General features: G+C 71.2%; 13 protein-coding genes. 9 read left to right on the forward strand and 4 right to left on the reverse strand.

Going from position 1 to position 16,561, the window contains the following annotated elements; genetic code table 11:
• The 4 genes from ACFWYW_RS31715 to ACFWYW_RS31730 form a co-directional block, all read left to right on the forward strand.
• Positions 1 to 486, forward strand: a 486-nt coding sequence (locus ACFWYW_RS31715) for an erythromycin esterase family protein (RefSeq protein WP_379641130.1), incomplete at its 5' end; no start/stop codon positions are given.
• 38 nt (positions 487 to 524) lie between these two features.
• Positions 525 to 1,220, forward strand: coding sequence for an IclR family transcriptional regulator (locus ACFWYW_RS31720; protein WP_379617961.1), 696 nt, complete (start codon positions 525 to 527; stop codon positions 1,218 to 1,220).
• A gap of 74 nt (positions 1,221 to 1,294) precedes the next feature.
• On the forward strand, positions 1,295 to 2,731 hold the full coding sequence (gene glpK, locus ACFWYW_RS31725) for a glycerol kinase GlpK (RefSeq protein WP_379617959.1): 1,437 nt from the start codon (positions 1,295 to 1,297) through the stop codon (positions 2,729 to 2,731).
• A complete protein-coding gene (locus ACFWYW_RS31730) occupies positions 2,728 to 4,254 on the forward strand; it encodes a glycerol-3-phosphate dehydrogenase/oxidase (protein WP_379637543.1) in 1,527 nt (508 codons plus the stop codon). The genes glpK and ACFWYW_RS31730 overlap by 4 nt, the downstream gene beginning before the upstream one ends.
• On the opposite strand, the gene ACFWYW_RS31735 is transcribed toward ACFWYW_RS31730, so the two are convergent.
• A complete protein-coding gene (locus ACFWYW_RS31735) occupies positions 4,234 to 6,360 on the reverse strand; it encodes a carbon starvation CstA family protein (RefSeq protein WP_379617955.1) in 2,127 nt (708 codons plus the stop codon). The genes ACFWYW_RS31730 and ACFWYW_RS31735 overlap by 21 nt on opposite strands.
• Positions 6,357 to 6,656 (reverse strand): hypothetical protein, encoded by a 300-nt coding sequence (locus tag ACFWYW_RS31740; RefSeq protein ID WP_379617953.1) that lies wholly within the window; start codon positions 6,654 to 6,656, stop codon positions 6,357 to 6,359. Before ACFWYW_RS31740 ends, ACFWYW_RS31735 begins: the two co-directional genes overlap by 4 nt.
• A 308-nt stretch (positions 6,657 to 6,964) precedes the next feature.
• Here ACFWYW_RS31740 and ACFWYW_RS31745 point away from each other — a divergent pair, with 308 nt between their 5' ends.
• A complete protein-coding gene (locus ACFWYW_RS31745) occupies positions 6,965 to 7,624 on the forward strand; it encodes a phosphotransferase (protein WP_221340622.1) in 660 nt (219 codons plus the stop codon).
• 307 nt (positions 7,625 to 7,931) lie between these two features.
• Positions 7,932 to 9,002 (forward strand): polysaccharide deacetylase family protein, encoded by a 1,071-nt coding sequence (locus tag ACFWYW_RS31750; RefSeq protein ID WP_379641142.1) that lies wholly within the window; start codon positions 7,932 to 7,934, stop codon positions 9,000 to 9,002.
• Positions 9,003 to 9,378: 376 nt separating this feature from the next.
• Here the strand turns inward: ACFWYW_RS31750 and ACFWYW_RS31755 are convergent, their stop codons facing one another.
• Entirely contained in the window at positions 9,379 to 10,335 is a 957-nt protein-coding gene (locus ACFWYW_RS31755) for a helix-turn-helix domain-containing protein (protein WP_379617951.1), read from the reverse strand.
• 613 nt (positions 10,336 to 10,948) lie between these two features.
• On the opposite strand from ACFWYW_RS31755, the gene ACFWYW_RS31760 reads away from it, so the two are divergent.
• The 3 genes from ACFWYW_RS31760 to ACFWYW_RS31770 all read left to right on the forward strand — a co-directional run bounded on the left by ACFWYW_RS31760 (position 10,949) and on the right by ACFWYW_RS31770 (position 13,229).
• Positions 10,949 to 12,349, forward strand: a complete 1,401-nt coding sequence (locus tag ACFWYW_RS31760; RefSeq protein WP_379641132.1) for a MarR family transcriptional regulator — start codon at positions 10,949 to 10,951, stop codon at positions 12,347 to 12,349.
• A gap of 247 nt (positions 12,350 to 12,596) precedes the next feature.
• Complete coding sequence (locus ACFWYW_RS31765) at positions 12,597 to 12,746, forward strand: hypothetical protein (protein ID WP_379617945.1); 150 nt, start codon at positions 12,597 to 12,599, stop codon at positions 12,744 to 12,746.
• Positions 12,747 to 13,088: 342 nt separating this feature from the next.
• Complete coding sequence (locus tag ACFWYW_RS31770; RefSeq protein WP_379617943.1) at positions 13,089 to 13,229, forward strand: hypothetical protein; 141 nt, start codon at positions 13,089 to 13,091, stop codon at positions 13,227 to 13,229.
• Between the two features lie 395 nt (positions 13,230 to 13,624).
• On the opposite strand, the gene ACFWYW_RS31775 is transcribed toward ACFWYW_RS31770, so the two are convergent.
• A complete protein-coding gene (locus tag ACFWYW_RS31775; protein ID WP_379617941.1) occupies positions 13,625 to 16,552 on the reverse strand; it encodes a type I polyketide synthase in 2,928 nt (975 codons plus the stop codon).
• Between the last annotated feature and the right edge of the window lie 9 nt (positions 16,553 to 16,561).

A 16,561-nucleotide genomic window follows, 5' to 3' on the forward strand; every position in this document is an offset into this window, starting at 1 on the left:
GGCCTGCTGCGCTACCACGCGGCGGTGGCCGACGACACGCCCGACCGGCTGCCGCGGCTGACGGGGCTGCGCGACGCCATGATGGCCGACAACCTGCTGGCGATCGCCGAGCACGAGGCCCGCCGCGGCCCGACGCTCGTCTACGCCCACAACCGGCACCTGCAGCGCGAGCGGAGCACCATGCGGCTGGGTGAGACGCCGGTGGCGTGGTGGAGCGCGGGGGCGATGACGCAGGCGCGGCTGGGCGACGGCTACGCCTTCCTCGCCACCGGAGTCGGTCGCTGGCCGGGTATGGAGCCGCCGGGGCCGGACACGATCGAAGGCATCCTGTCCGCCGTGCCGGGGGACCGCCTGGTCGTGGACGCCAGGGCGCTGGCGGCGACGGGCGTGAAGCCGGTGCCCCGGATCAGCACCGACTACCGCTACATTCCGCTGGAGCCGGACCACGACGCCGAGGGGATCGTCTTCATCAAGAATGCGGGCTAGCTGTTCGACAATCCCGAACAGGCGCTATCGTCGGCACCGTGGGAGAGACGATCCAGTCGGTCGAGCGGGCCGCGGCCATCCTCAGGCTCCTGGCCGCGGGGCCGCGCCAGCTGGGCGTGGCCGAGCTGGCCAGGGCCACGGCCCTGCCCAAGGGCACGCTCCACGGCATCCTGCGCACCCTCGTGCACGTCGGCTTCGTGGAGCAGGACACCGCCACCGGCAAGTACCGGCTCGGCGCCACCCTGCTCCACCTGGGCAGCAGCTACCTCGACGTCAACGAGCTGCGCGGCCGCTCGCTCAACTGGGCCGACGGCCTGGCCGGGCGCAGCAGGGAGAGCGTGTGGATCGGCACCCTGCACGAGGGCCAGGTCCTGGTGATCCACCACGTCTTCCGGCCGGACGACAGCATGCAGGTCCTGCAGGTGGGCGCGTACCTGCCGGCCCGCACCACCGCGCTCGGCAAGGTCCTGCTGGCCCACGACCCCTACGAGGAGTCCGACGAGGACGGGCTCGACCTGGTCAGATCCCAGGGCTGGGCCGCCGAGCTGGAGGAGCTGGAGGAGGGCGAGGTCTCCGTCGCCGCGCCCATCAAGGATCCCAGCGGCGTCGTCGTGGGCGCCATCGGCATCCGGGGCGCCGTTGAGCGTCTGACCAGGGACGGCGCGCTGGACATGCGCTACGTCTCCTACGTGCGCGACGCCGCCCGCGCCATCACCCGCGATCTGGCCCGTTGAAACATCCGCCCCCGACCCCGTACGATTCTGCCGAGCGTTCGGCATTGTCGAACATCGTGGAAAGAGGCTTCCCCGTGTACGCAGCCGCCATCGACCAGGGCACCACCTCCAGCCGGTGCATCGTGTTCGACCACGACGGCAACATCATCTCCGTCGCCCAGCGCGAGCACCGCCAGATCTTCCCCCGCCCCGGCTGGGTGGAGCACGACGCCGCCGAGATCTGGACGGCGGTCCAGGGTGTGCTGGCCGAGGCGGTCGACGGGCTGGAGATCGCCGCGCTCGGCATCACGAACCAGCGCGAGACCGCCGTGCTGTGGGACCGGCGGACGGGCGAGCCGGTCTGCCCGGCGATCGTCTGGCAGGACACCCGCACCGACGAGCTCATCGCCGGGATGGACGGCGAGATCTTCCGCGAGCGCGCTGGGCTGCCGCTGACCACGTACTTCTCCGGGCCCAAGGTGCGCTGGATGCTCGACCGGGGACTGCGCGAACGGGCCGAGCGGGGCGAGATCCTGTTCGGGACGGTGGACAGCTGGCTCATCTGGAAGCTGACCGGCCGGCACGTCACCGACGTGACGAACGCCAGCCGTACTCTGATGATGAACATCCACACGCTGGCCTGGGACGACGAGCTGCTCGCCGCGCTCGGCGTGCCGCGGGCGATCCTCCCCGAGATCCGGCCGTCGTCGGAGGTCTACGGGCACTTCCGCGGCATCCCGGTCGCCGCCGCGCTCGGCGACCAGCAGGCCGCCCTGTTCGGGCAGACCTGCTTCGAGCCGGGCGAGACCAAGTCCACCTACGGCTCGGGCAGCTTCCTGCTGATGAACACCGGCGCCAAACCCGTCGTCTCCCGGCACGGCCTGCTCACCACCGTCGGCTACCAGCTCGGCGACGGCCCCGCCACGTACGCGCTCGAAGGCGCCATCGCCGTCACCGGCTCCCTCGTGCAGTGGCTGCGCGACAACCTCGGCCTGATCTCCAGCGCCGCCGAGATCGAGACGCTCGCCAAGACGGTCGACGACAACGGCGGCTGCTACTTCGTGCCCGCCTTCTCCGGCCTGTTCGCGCCCCACTGGCGCGGCGACGCGCGCGGGGTCATCGCCGGGCTGACGGCCTTCGTCAACAAGGGGCACCTGGCGCGGGCCGTCCTGGAGGCGACGGCCTTCCAGACCCGTGAGGTCGTCGAGGCGATGAACGCCGACGCCGGGCTCGCGCTGACCGGCCTGCGCGTGGACGGCGGCATGACCGCCGACAACCTGCTCATGCAGACCCTCGCCGACGTGCTGGACGTGCCGGTCATCAGGCCGGTGGTCGCCGAGACCACCGCGCTGGGCGCCGCCTACGCCGCGGGCCTGGCCACCGGTTACTGGGACGGCCTCGCGACCCTGCGCGCCAACTGGCACAAGGCGGCCGAGTGGCGGCCGGTGATCGACCCCGGCCGGCGTGAGCGCGAGTACCGCGACTGGAACAAGGCCGTCGCCCGCACGCTCGACTGGGTGGAGAAGTCATGATGATCGTCACGGGAGCCGGCCGCGAGCAGACGCGGGAGGAGCTCTCCAGGGCCGTGTTCGACCTGCTGGTCATCGGCGGCGGCATCCTGGGCACCTCCGTCACCTGGATGGCCGCCCAGGCGGGGCTGCGCGTGGCCATGGTGGACGCGGGCGACTTCGCCGGCGCCACCTCCAGCGCGTCGTCGAAGCTGGTCCACGGCGGCCTGCGCTACCTGCAGACCGGCAACCTCAAGCTCGTCGCCGAGAACCACCGCGAACGCCGCGCCCTGGCCGCCGACATCGCCCCGCACCTGGTCAAGCCGCTCGACTTCGTCGTACCCGTGTACAAGGGCGGGCCGCACGGCGCGGCCAAGCTGGGCGCGGGCGTGTTCCTGTACTCGGCGCTGTCGGCCTCGCTCGGCCGGATCGTCGGCCCGCGCAAGGCCCAGGAGCTGGTGCCGGAACTGCGCATGGACGGCCTGCGCGCCGCCGCCGTCTACGGCGACCACCAGATGAACGACAGCCGGGTCGCGGTGATGACCGTGCGCGCGGCGGTGGAGGCGGGCGCGGTCGTGCTCAACCACGCCGAGGTGGCCGGGCTGCGCTTCAGCCGGGGCAGCGTGTGCGGGGCGGAGCTGCGCGACCGGCTCGACGGCACGGAGTTCGGCGTCCAGGCCCACCTGGTGCTCAACGCCACCGGCCCCTGGGTGGACGAGCTGCGCCGGATGGAGGACGAGGCCGCCGAGCCGAGCATCCGGCTGTCCAAGGGCGCGCACGTGGTCATGCGCCGGCGCGAGCCGTGGAAGGCGGCGCTGACCACGCCGATCGACAAGTACCGCGTGTCCTTCGCCATCCCGTGGGAGGACCACCTGCTGCTGGGCACCACCGACGAGGAGTACACCGGCGACCCCGGGCAGGTACGCGCCACCGACGCCGACGTCGGCCAGATCCTCGACGAGGCCGGCCACGCGGTCACCGGGCTGTCCAGGCAGGACATCACCTACACCTTCGCCGGGCTGCGCGTGCTGCCCGGCGGGCCCGGCCGGGTCACGGCGGCCAAGCGGGAGACCGTCCTGACCTATGGCAGGGGCGGCATGCTGTCGGTGGCCGGCGGCAAGTGGACGACCTACCGGCACATCGGCAGGCACGTGTTCGAGACCCTGTCGAAGGTGCTGGGCGGCGACCACGCCAAGGTGCTGCCGGCCGTACCGCTGCCGGGGATGGCCAGTCCCGACGCGGTCGCGATGCGGTTGTTCACCGACCGCGAGCCGGACGCGCGGATGGACCCGCTGATCGCCCGCCACCTCGCCACGCACTACGGCTCGCTCGCCTTCGACCTGGCCCGGCTGATCCAGCAGGACCCGGTGCTGGGCGAGCGCATCCATCCGGACGGGCCCGACATCTGGGCGCAGGTCGTCTACGCGCGCGAGCGCGAGTGGGCGGCGACCGTCGACGACGTCGTACGGCGCCGCACCACCCTCACGATCCGCGGCCTGGACACCCCCGGGATCCGCGACCGGGTCTCAGCCCTTCTCCGCGGCTGAGGCGGCCATCAGCTCCTTCTCCTCGCGGGTGGCGATCAGCCCGGCCGGTTCGACGAGCTTGGACTCCACGAACGGCTCCTCGGTGCTCGGCAGCGGCTCGGGCGACCTGATCGCCCGCACCCAGACGCGGATCGCGTCCAGCAGCACGATGATGATGAGGACCGCGAACAACGCCGCCAGGATCCCGTCGACGGTCGAGTTGACGACGATCTGCCGCATGGCCTCGGGCGTCTTGGCCGGGGCCAGGACCTGTCCCTGATCGATCGCCGCCTGGAAGCGGTTGCGCTGGGCGAAGAAGCCGAGCCCGGGGTCGCTGGAGAAGACCTTCTGGTAGCTGGCCGTCAGCGTCACCGCGACGTCCCAGGCGAGGGGCACACCGGTCACCCACGCCCATTTCAGCCGCCCGCTCTTGATGAGCAGCGTGGTCGCCACGGTCAGCGCCACCGCCGCAAGCAACTGGTTGGCGATGCCGAACAACGGGAAGAGCTGGTTGATGCCGCCGAGCGGATCGTTGACGCCCTGGTAGAGGAAGTAGCCCCAGGCCGCCACGACCACCGCGCTGGTCCCGACGAGTCCGGGCCACCAGCTGACGCGGCCGATCGGCTTCCACACGTTGCCGAGCGTGTCCTGCAGCATGAAGCGCCCGACGCGGGTGCCGGCGTCCACGGTGGTGAGGATGAACAGTGCCTCGAACATGATCGCGAAGTGGTACCAGAACGCCTGCAGCCCCGGCCCGCCGATGAAGTCGGAGAAGATCTGCGACAAGCCGACCGCCAGCGTCGGCGCACCTCCCGTCCGGGCGATGAGCGTCTCCTCCTGTACGGCCTGCGCCGCCGCCTGGAGTTGTTCGGGAGTGATGACGAAGCCCATGTTCGACACCGCCTCGGCGGCCGTCTGGACCGTGGCGCCGACGACCCCGGCGGGCGAGTTCATGGCGAAGTACAGCCCGGGGCTCAGGATGCAGGCCGCGGTGATGGCCATGACCGCCACGAACGACTCCATCAGCATGGAGCCGTAGCCGATCATCCGGACCTGGGTCTCCTTCTGGATCATCTTGGGCGTGGTGCCCGAGGAGATCAGGGAGTGGAAGCCCGACAGCGCCCCGCAGGCGATGATGATGAAGACGAACGGGAACAGCGACCCGGCGAAGACCGGGCCCTTGCCGCTGAAGGCGAAGTCGGTGAACGCCGTCGTCCGCATCACCGGCATGGTGATCGCGACGCCGATCGCGAGCAGCACGATCGTGCCGATCTTCATGAACGTCGACAGGTAGTCGCGGGGCGCGAGCAGCATCCAGACCGGCAGCACGGCGGCGACGAAGCCGTAGGCGATCAGCCACAGCGACAGCGCCGACGGGCTGAGCGTGAACGTCTCCGCCCAGCTCGACTCCTGCACCCAGCCGCCGGCGACGATCGCCAGCAGCAGCAGGCCGACGCCGATGACCGTCGTCTCGACGACCCGGCCCGGCCGTAGCTTGCGCAGGTAGAAGCCCATGAAGAAGGCGATCGGGATGGTCATCGCGATCGAGAAGGTGCCCCAGGGCGAACGTGCCAGCGCGCCCACGACGACCAGCGCGAGCACCGCCAGCAAGATGATCATGATGGCGAAGACCGCGATCAGCGCGGCGGCGCCGCCGATCGGGCCGATCTCGTCGCGGGCCATCTGGCCGAGGCTCTTGCCGTTGCGGCGCATGGAGAAGAACAGGATCACCATGTCCTGGACGGCGCCGGCGAAGATGACGCCGGCGACGATCCAGATCGTGCCCGGCAGATAGCCCATCTGCGCCGCCAGTACCGGCCCGACCAGCGGTCCGGCCCCGGCGATCGCGGCGAAGTGGTGGCCGAACAAGATACGCCGGTCGGTCGGGTGGTAGTCGATGCCGTTGTTGAGCCGCTCGGCCGGCGTGGCGCGCCGGGCGTCGGCGCCGAGCACGCGGCGCAGGATGAAGCGGGCGTAGAAGCGGTAGGCGATGGCGTACGAGCCCAGCGCCGCGGCCAGCAGCCAGATCGCGTTGACGTTCTCACCCCGCGACAGGGCGAGAACTCCCCAGCCGACGGCGCCGACGACGGCGACGGCTGTCCAGATGAGTATGGATCGCAGTTTCACCGGACGGTCCCTCCTAGGCAGGGGAGGTCGGTCGTGAAGCGCCGCCAGCGCCCCCACGTGTGGCAGTCGATCGTGACCGCGTGCCCGGCGAGGTGCATCCAGGCGACGGGGAGAGCGAAGGCGGGATCGTCGCCGAGTTGCCGTGCGCGGCGGGGGAGCCGGGCCCGGCGTACCGGCCGGGCCGAGAACTCTCCGTCGTGCGCGCAGCACACGCCGATGCCGTGCCACTCGAAGAAGATCACCTCATCCGGGCGCAGCGCGTCGCGCGCCGCGGCGGTGAGTGTGATCGAGAACATCCCTCACTCCTGTTGCAGGATCATTTTCGACGCTAGCCCCCTGGCACCCCCACGTAAAGCACCGGCCGGATCTTCGCGCGCCGGACGCCGCAGGTCCGCCACCTGAAGGCCGCCCGTGATCACCTGGGCGATCACCCGCGCGAACGCGCGCCGCGTTGCTCTTGTCGCGCGTGGTGACGGAACGGACAATCGTCTGGGTGTTCCTGAGGGGAGGTCTGTTGGAGGGCGGCAATGACGGTGGTGCTGTTCGTGTGGGGGGCACGGTTCGCAGGACGGTCAGGCGTTGGACCCGGACGGTTCACGCGCTGTTGAGACATCTGGAAGGCAAGGGATTCGAGGGGGCGCCGCGCGTCCTGGGAATCGACTCCGAGGGCCGCGAGGTCCTCACGTATCTGGAAGGCGAGACGATGGGCGTGCGCCGGGTCTGGCCCGAGTGGACGCGCACCGAGGACACGCTGCGCCAGGTCGCCTGGTGGCTGCGTGACTACCACGAGGCCGTCGCCGACTTCGTGCCGCCTCCTGACGCCGAATGGCGGACGGGCGTGCGCTGGTCGCCCGGCATGATCATCGCGCACAACGACGCGAGCTCGTTCAACGCCGCCTGGTCGGCGGGACGGCTGGTCGGGTTCTTCGACTGGGACTTCGCCGGCCCGACCACCGTCCAGTCGGACCTGGCGTGGACGGCACTGGGGTGGGTGCCGCTGCACGCCCGCCGCGTGGCCGCGTCGGAGGGCTTCACGGACTTCGCCGCGCGGCCGCACCGGCTGCGGATGTTCCTGGAGTCGTACGGCTGGGCCGGGGAGGCGGGCCCGATCGTCGAGGAGATCCGGGCCAGGATGAGCGCCCGGGCCAGGGAGATCCGCCGCTTCGGCGTCGGCGGCGAGGCCCTGTACAAGCGGCTGCTCAGCCAGGGGGTCGCCGACGACATGGACCAGGCGGTCAGGGAACTGGAGGAGCTTCGGCTGTGACGCGTCACCAGGGCGCCGGTTCAGGGCGTCGGGCAGGGTCGCGAGCCTGACGGCGGTGCTGGAGACGCTGACGACGCGCGGGGCGGCCCAGCGCCCTGACGGCTTGGCAAGTACCGCGCCCGGCCTGCGCCTTCAGGGCGGCGTAGGTGAGATCGTGCTCACCTACGCCCGCGCGGGCGGTTCTTCGCCTCGTCCAAGGGTTGGGCGTTCTTCGATCCTCGGGGCCGTGGGAGCAACATTGCCACTTATGGCAATTTATGGCAACGTTTAGGCAACAACGGGCAAGCATGGAGGGCGGCAGAACGTGATGCTCTATGCCGGAGTCTCCTGGGATTCCGCCGGCTACGAAGTCGTGTTCAGGCCCCTGCGGGGGCGGGGGGCGCGCCCCCCGGCCAGGTTCGCCGCGGACGAGCGCGACGGCATCGTCGCCTACCTGCGCCGCCTGGCCCGGGCGCCGGAGCAGTCCCTCGTGGCCGTGGTGGAAAGCACCAACGGAGTCCTCGACGGCAGCCTCATGGCCGCCGGGCTCGAGGTCTACCGCGCCGACCCCTGGATGCTCGCCCGGCGGCCGGTCCTCGCCTCGGTGCCCGCGCGCGCCCTGGCCGACACCGCCAGGCGCGACCTGACACAGCTGACCAGGCTCGGCATCTCCGGCGGCACGCTCACCGGCCGCCTGGACGAGCTCCAGGCCGGCATCGCGCGCAGCGTCGCCGCCGAGCAGCCGCTCAAGCGGGCCGGCCGCTGGTTCGGCAACGGCTCGCGCGAGCACACCGGCATCGCCCTGACCTTCGACGACGGGCCGCACCCGCCGTACACAGGAGGCGTCCTCGACGTCCTGGACAGGTACGGCGTGCCCGCCACCTTCTTCTGCGTCGGCCTGCACGCCGGGGCGCACTCCGAGGAGATCGCCCGCATGACCGAGGCCGGTCACCTGATCGGCAACCACACCTGGTCGCACGCCTTCCTTCCCGACCTCACCCGATCGCAGCTCGAAGAGCAGATCGAGCGCACCAACGAGGCGATCGACGGCGCGGGCGGCACCCCGACCCGCTACTTCCGCCCGCCGTACGGCGCGCGCAGCCCCGAGGTCGTCGGCTGGCTCGGCGACCACGGCGTCACCACCGTGCTGTGGGACGTCGACGCCGCCGACTGGACGATGCCGGAGCCTGCGAAGATCGCCGCCGACGTGCTGGAGCGCACCCGGCCCGGCTCGGTCATCGTGCTGCACGACGGCGGCGGCGACCGCTCGAACACCGTGGCCGCGCTGCCGGCGCTGATCGAGGGCCTGCTGGAGCGCGGGCACCGCTTCGTGCCGGCCGACGAGTTGGCCCCGCCCGTGACCCGGCCCCTGGCCGAGACCGTGGAGGAACCGGCGTGAGCATCGCGACCGGGGAGAACGAGACGAGCTCGCCCACGGCATCCCTCCTCGGCCGACCCGCTTCGAGGTCGGGGAGGCCGTGCAGCCGGGCATAGGGCCGTATGTCCCGCGGCTTTGCCTTGGCGTCTGCGGCCAGTGCGCGCTGAGGCCCCGGGCGCGTGTCAGCCGGGTTTCAACACTTTGGGCATGGCGGTGGGGCGCGCAGGGGCTTTCCCCGTGGGCGTGCGGCGGCCCGGGCGGGGCGGAGGCTTTTGGGATGGTGCGAAGACCCGGCGAAAGGGGGATCCGCCGCCGACCCGGTGAGGCGAGGACCGGGAGAGCGGGGTTCCGGGTGGGGCGCGGTCTGGCGTGAGACGCGGACCGGGCCTCGGATGGGCTAGGGGTCGGAGCGGAGGACGCCGCGTTCTGTGGCGCGGACGCCGGCCTGGAAGCGGCTGCGGGCCCCCAGGAGTGTCATGAGCTCGGCGGTGATCCGGCGCGTGGTCCGGATGGAGACGCCGAGGCGGCGGGCGATGGTCTCGTCGGTGTGGCCGTCTGCCAGCAGGCGCAGTACGGCCAGTTGCTGCGCGGTCAGCTCCTCTCCTTGGCGGCGCGGCTGCCCGGCCCCGAGTTCGGCGGAGTTCTCCCACACCGACTCGAAGTGCTCGCACAGCGCGTTGACGATCCCCGTCCCCCTGATCAGGACGGCCCCCATGGTCTCCTCCTCCGGGTTGACCGGCACCAGCGCGCTCTCCCTGTCGTAGATGAGCAGCCGCTGGGAGAGCGCCCCGTAGGTGCGCACGAGCGCGCCGGCCTCGGTCAGCCAGTGGGCGTACTCAAGGGTCAAGCTGTCGTTGTAGATGCTCTGCACGTAGATCGTCCGCATGAGGACGCCGCGGTCAAGGACGGCCTGATCGAGCGGGCGGCTGGCTTCCATGGCCTCCCTGGTCTGCGCGCCGCGGGGCGCGAAGGCCATCAGCTCGGTCTGGCAGGTGTTGGCGAGTTCTTCGATGCGAGTGCGGATCTCGTCGAGGCCGGTCAAATGGTCGACCTCGGGGTGCTGGGCCGCACGCTGTCTCGAATGTTGCTCGATGAGCTCCATCACCGCCCGCCGGTTGGCGGCCAGTTCCTGCTGGCGCTGGAGAAGCTCCTGCTCCTGGCGGGCCAGGAGAGTGGAGAACCCCACCGCGGGGGTCACCGCCAGCAGGGTTTCCGGATGTTCCCACGACGGGCGTACCAGCGATAACTCGGCAAGCTCGTCGAGGATGTGGCGCACTCGTCTCGGCGGCCAGCCGAGGAGGTTCGCCAGGTCGTTCACTCCGTACTGGGGGTTGTCAAGGATTGCGCTGTACAACGTAGCTGCGTCTGGGCCCAAACCTATGGACTCGAACACGCCGCCTCCCGAAGCTGCCAACGGGCATCGTTGGACGTTGAGTCTCCCGTGGGGATTCTACTTTGGCAATCTTGACATGGCCCTTTCCTTTGGCCACTTTTTCTCAGTTTGGCGAGCCCGGCTCGTGCTTTACCGCGGTGAGAAATAGGAGGTCCAGATAAGCGGGCGGCCGCGGGCTCCGTTTGCGCTGGTAAGCCGTTGATCCACCGCCCGCCCGGCGTGCTGCGCGCCGGGCCCGTCAGACCCGCCGTGGGTGCTGATGTCGTCCTCTACCCGCTCACCCTCACAGAGTGTGTTCGTGCGAGTACGGCAGGCCGGTCGGGGCAGGGGAGGCTGGCAGCACCCTGCCACCGCAGCTTCATGACACGGCAGCATGCTGCCCTTCAATTATTTGCCGCCATATACTTATGGAGATCGATTGGGAGAAAGTGCTGCGGTTTTAATCAGGGATTGATGAATAGTGTACATCGTCACGGCCCGATTGAGCGGGCGGTCACCTGGAGCGAACGCAGAACGGTTCGAACTCTCCCTTCGGAGCTTCGTCGGCCGCGCCAGCGGCCTGGAGCATTTCCACGTGAGAGCCGAGCCAGACGGCATGAACGTGGTCTTTTTCCTCCTGCAGGCGACGCTTCTGGAAGCGGAGGCCAAGGCCGTCGAGATCTGCCAGCAGGCGCTGGACGCGGCCGGGCGCGGTGATTGGGTCATAACGCAGTGCATGGCCACGATCGTCGACCAGGCGGAGGACATCATCATTTCCGACTGGGCGGCGGTGCCGGTCCCGCAGTTCCCGGAAAACGGCGCCACTGAGCGTCCTTCGACCAGGGTGCGGGGCGTCGGTCCCACCGTGATCGGCCAGATGAACGAGCGCTACGTCCTCGACCTGATCCGCCACCTCGGCCGGGTCTCGCGGGCCGAACTGGCCAGGGTGTCCGGATTGTCGAAGCCGACGGTCTCCTCGGCGGTCATGAACCTGGAGAACAACGGCCTGGTCGAGCGCCACGGCAAGCAGGACGGCGGTCCCGGGCGGGCCGCCACCCTCTTCCGCGTGCGGCGCGAGGCCGGCTGGGTCATGGGCGTCGACGTCCGCGACGGCGTCGCGAAATGGGCGGTCTCCCGGCTGGACGGCGACACGCGGGTCACCCGCGTCTCCGCGCTGCGCGGCGAGAACGAGGCCGAGTGCTTCGACGACCTCATACGCACCGTCGACCTGGTCTGCAAGCAGGCCGGCATCGCCCGCGAGGACCTCACGTGGGTGGTGGCGGGCTTCTCCGCGCCGCCGTGCGAGGTGGCGCCCAGTCCGCAGGGCACCAGTTGCCACGCCGCGGTCGACCGCGCGCTCGGCCGCCTGTTCGGGCCGAACTACCTGGCCAGGCGGGCGGTGGAGATGGAGATGCTCTACAAGTACCGCAACAGCGACCGGCGGGCGGCCAGGGACATGGTTTACGTCGCGGTCGGCCGTTCCATCGAGATCGGCCTGGTCGTGGACGGCCGGCTTCAGGCCTCGCCCGTGCCCGTCTGCGTCCCCGAGGCGCTGACGCTCGCCGGCCGCATGTCGGGCGCCGCCGAACCCCGGGTGTGCGAACGGCCGGCCGACGGCCCCGTCCAGACGGACCTGGAACGCGTTCTGGCCACCCGTGGCCTGGGCGAACTGTCGCTGGACGACCTGCTCGAAGACGCCGAGCGGGGACACGAGGACGCGCTGCGGATCGTGGCGGAGATGGCGGTGCTGACCGCCAGGCTCCTCGTCGCGGTCTCGGCGATCACCCGGCCGGAACTGGTGGTGTTCATCGGCAGGCTGGCCGGCCTGCCGGGCTTTCCCGGCCGGGTGAGCGCCGAGCTGGCCGCCATGGCCGCCTGGATGTCGCCCGAGATGGAGGTCGGCACGGGAAGGGGCGAGGCCGTCCTGGACGGATGCCTGGCCGAGGGCTTCGACCTCGCGTGGAATTCCATACTCGACGACCTCGGTCGTGGATAGCGATTTCCGAACCTCATTCGGCCCGCCGGGGTGGCGGGACGTTCCCGGACCATTGGGCGCGCTTTCGCCTTGCGTTAAGTGCGCGTTCAATCGGCCCGGCATATTCGCATGCCCTATTATCGGGCTCTTTGACACGGTCCTGCCATTGCAGGGTGCTGACACCTGAAAACCTCGATTTCGGCATTGCGGCGGTCAAGAATCAAAAGCGAAGCAAGCGCTTCAGGAAATACCAGAAGGAGGAAGAACAATGATCACCACGATGGCCAAGCGAATCGCCCTTCCGATCATCATCAGCGCCGCCGCTTTCTCTTCTGTCGCCGCCGTGTCCTCCGCCGCCTACGCCGCGGCGCCGCCCAACACGACCACGGCCGACAAGGACACGAATGGCTGGGGCTGACCTTTCTGAATCGCCGGCAGAACGCCGTCGCATTCGGGAAAAGGCCCGGGACGATGCACATCGCTGATCGGATCCCGGGCCCGCGCGCCGGGGGCGCGAGAAAACTTAACTTTTCCTGTGAAATTCGGGTGCAGTTGCCATTCGGGGGTTCCGATGGAAGGTCCGCACAAGCCGCGTTCCGCGACCGGGATCCGTGTCCAGGACCCCTGCGCCTTCCCCGCCGCCGCGACAGGTAGCCGTACCCGGGAGCATCGCGTGTCCTCAGGGGGATACTTCGGTATCGCGATGGCCACCGCCCTCATGGCGCTCCTCACAGGTGTCTTCGCCCGAGGGAGCAGGGACATGAAGACCAGGATCACTCCGGCCGACACGCACGCCGACCCGTCGCGGGAGCCGGGCGCCTCCAGGGTGCCCGCCGTACAACCCGACCTCTCGCGGGTCGCCGCCACGCTGCCAGAAGGCGTGGAGATCGACTGGCCGTAAGCCCCACCCGGCCGTGTACCTCCCCGGCCGGCCGCGAATCACCGCCACACCCGAATCGCCGCCACACCTGGATCGCCACTCCTGGATCGCTTTCGCAGGCCGACGCCGCACGCGCGCGTCGACCCGCCCACGCGCTCGCGCAGGCAGTCCTGCGGAGCCATCCACCCAGCGCCCGCGCCGCCACCCCCAGGCCGCGCGGGCGCTGTCTTGGCCAAGACCACCGCCGAACCCCGCCGGGCTCCAAGGGCACCCACGTGGCAAGGTCCTGGGCACACGCATGGCAAGGCCGGCGCATGGCGGAATGGGGCCACGACCACAGCGTGGCGCCGGAGGTGCTGTGAGAGCTCCCAAGCCCGCGTGACCTCCCATGTGAGGGCCAGGCGCCGGAGCACCGGTCACGGGCCCGCCGCGGCCACGGGCTCCGCCAGCAGGTCGAGCACGATGGTGGTCTGCCGCCCGAGCGTACGGCCGGCCAGCATCGACCGGATCGGCACCCGGATCCCGAGCTCCTGGTTGACCTTCCTGGCCAGGCTCGTGATGAGCAGCGAGTCGCCGCCGAGCTGGAAGAAGTCGGACTCGGCCGTCAGATCCGACCGGCCGAGCAACTCCGTCCAGAGCCCGGCAAGCACCGCGGGCGCGTCGCCGGCCCGATCCACCGGGACGCCGTCCCAGGAGGGACTCTCGACAACAGGCAGGGCGAGGTCGAGCTCCTTGGCGGCGGCTTCCGGAGCCACCCATCGAGGCCCGGCGAACGGATAGGTGGGCAGGTGAACGCGCCGCCCGGCCCCGCACAGCGCGCGCGGATCGACGGGCTGGCCGAGGGTCCACAGCCGGCCCAGCGCGTTCAGCACCTCGTCGGCCGCGTGGGAAGAGGCATGGCCGGGGGAGAGCGGTACGGTGACCAGGTTCGCGGCCAGGGCCGACAGCGTGGTTCCGGGGCCGATCTCGATCGCGACCGCGCCGGGCAGCGCCAGGGCGGTGGAGGCCATGGCCTCGGCGTAGCGTACGGGGTGGCGGGCCTGTTCGATGAACGCCTCCGGGCTCACCACCACCCCGGCGGGAATCACCCGCCCCGTGCTGTTGGCCGCGTAGGGCAGCACGGGCCGCCGCAGCCGGATGTCGGTCAGCTCCATCGCCAGCTCCGGCACCGCGGGCTGGACCAGACGCGTGTGGAAGGCGTGGCTGGTACGCAGCCTGCGATGGAAGACCTTGTCGCCCAGGGCGAGCTCGAAGCGTTCGACCGCGGCGACGGTGCCGCCCAGCACGCAGGAGTCGGCCGAGTTGACCGCGGCCAGTTCCAGGTCCACCCCGGCTTCGGCGGCCAGCTTCGTGGCCTGCGCCTCCGGGCAGCCGAGCGAGATCATGGCCCCGGTCGGGCAGCCCTGCATCGCGCTGCCCCGCACGGCCACGAACCGGGCCGCGTCGGGCAGCGTGAACACCCCGGCCAGGCAGGCGGCGGTGATCTCGCCGAGGCTGTGGCCGATCAGGGACGCCGGCCGTACCCCCAAGGCCATGAGGGCGGTGGCGGCGGCGTGCTCCAGCGCGAACAGCGACGGCTGCGCCAGCTCGGTCTCCCGCAGGCCGGCGGCGGGGAAGGCGGGGTCGAGCAGCGCCCGCTCGACCCGCTCGGCGAGTTCCGGTGAGAAGCAGTCCAGGCAGGCGGCCAGCGCGGCGGGGAAGCCCGGCAGCGACCGCGCGAACGGCACCGCCATCCCCGGACGCTGGCTGCCCTGGCCGGGAAAGAGGAAGACGACCGGAGCGGGGCCGTCCGCCGGACGGCGCCCCCGGGCCGCGCCGTCCGGCAGGGCCGCGGCCACCTCGGCGGCCGTGCGCCCCGACACCGCCAGCCGCTCCTGCAGCTCCGCCCGGCCGGTGGCCAGCGTGAAGGACACGTCGGCCAGATCGGGCGCGCGCGTGGCGAGGTGGCTCGCGAGCCGACGCGCCGACCGGTCCAGCGCCTCTCGGTCGGCCGCCGACACCAGCACGAGGTGCGCGGTCTCTCCGCCCGAGCCGTCGAGGGGGGAGAGGGCGGGGGGTTGTTCGATGACCACGTGGGCGTTGGTGCCGCCGATGCCGAAGGCGCTGACCCCCGCGCGGCGCGGCAGCGGCCCGGTCCAGGCGGCGAGCTCCGCCGGCACCCGCAGGGGCGAGTCACCGGTCTCCAGCAGCGGGCTGAGCCTGGTGAACCCGGCCACCGGCGGTACGACGCCCTCGCGCACCACCAGCAACGCCTTGACCAGGGCGGCGAGCCCGGCGGCCGCGTCGAGGTGGCCGATGTTGGCCTTGAGCGCCCCCACCGCCACCTGCCCCGGCCCGGCGCCCATGCCCTTGAGCGCCGCCGAGGCCGCCGACCACTCGATGGGGTCGCCGACCCGGGTACCGGTCGCGTGCGCCTCCAGGTAGCCGATGGACTCGGCGCCGACGCCGGCCGCGCGCAGCGCGGACCTGATCACGGACTCCTGCCCGGCCACGGAGGGGGCGTGGTAGCCGGCCTTGGCCGCGCCGTCGTTGTTGATCGCCGTGCCGAGGATGATCCCGTACGGCGAAGGCCCGTCCTCCAAGGCGTCGGCCAGCCGCCGCAGCACCACGCAGACCACCCCGGACCCGGCGACCACGCCGTCGGCCCGCGCGTCGAACGGCCGGCAGGAACCGGCGGCCGACTGGATCCCGCCCGGCACGCACAGGTACCCGGCCTGCGGGAACCCGAGCCCGGCCGCCACGACGACGGCCTGGTCGCAGTCGCCGGCGACCAGCGCCTGCACGGCCAGGTGGACGCCGACCAGCGAGGACGAGCAGGCGGTCTGCACGGCCATGGCGGGCCCGGTCAGGCCGAGCTTGTAGGCGATGCGGCCGGCCATGAAGTCGGGCTCGGTGCCGTGGATGACCTGGTCGAGCGTGGCCGGGTCGAGCGTACGGCCGGTGACCAGGCTGCGCAGGTAGCCGCTGCCGCTGCTGGAGGCGTACACGCCGGTGCGGGAGTCCTCGCCCGGCCGCCCGGCCCCGGCGTCCTCCAGCGCCGCCCATGCCGCTTCCAGCATGAGGCGGTGTTGCGGGTCCATGAGCTGCGCCTCGCGGGCGCTGACCCGGAAGAGCGTGTTGTCGAAGCGGTCGGCGCCGTCGAGGTGGCCGCGCACGGGCACGTAGCCGGGGTCGTCGGCCAGCGCGGCCGGCACTCCGGCGGCCAGCAGCGCGGCCCTGTCGTAGCGCGTAGTGAGCACCTTCCCCGACGTCAGCGCGGCCCACCACGCGTCGAGGTCCTTCGAGCCGGGGAACCTGGCGGAGATTCCCGTCACGGCGATGTCGGGCGATCGGTCGCGGGCCATGAGCACACC

It is taken from the genome of Nonomuraea sp. NPDC059023 (assembly GCF_042740095.1).
Taxonomy (GTDB): domain Bacteria; phylum Actinomycetota; class Actinomycetes; order Streptosporangiales; family Streptosporangiaceae; genus Nonomuraea.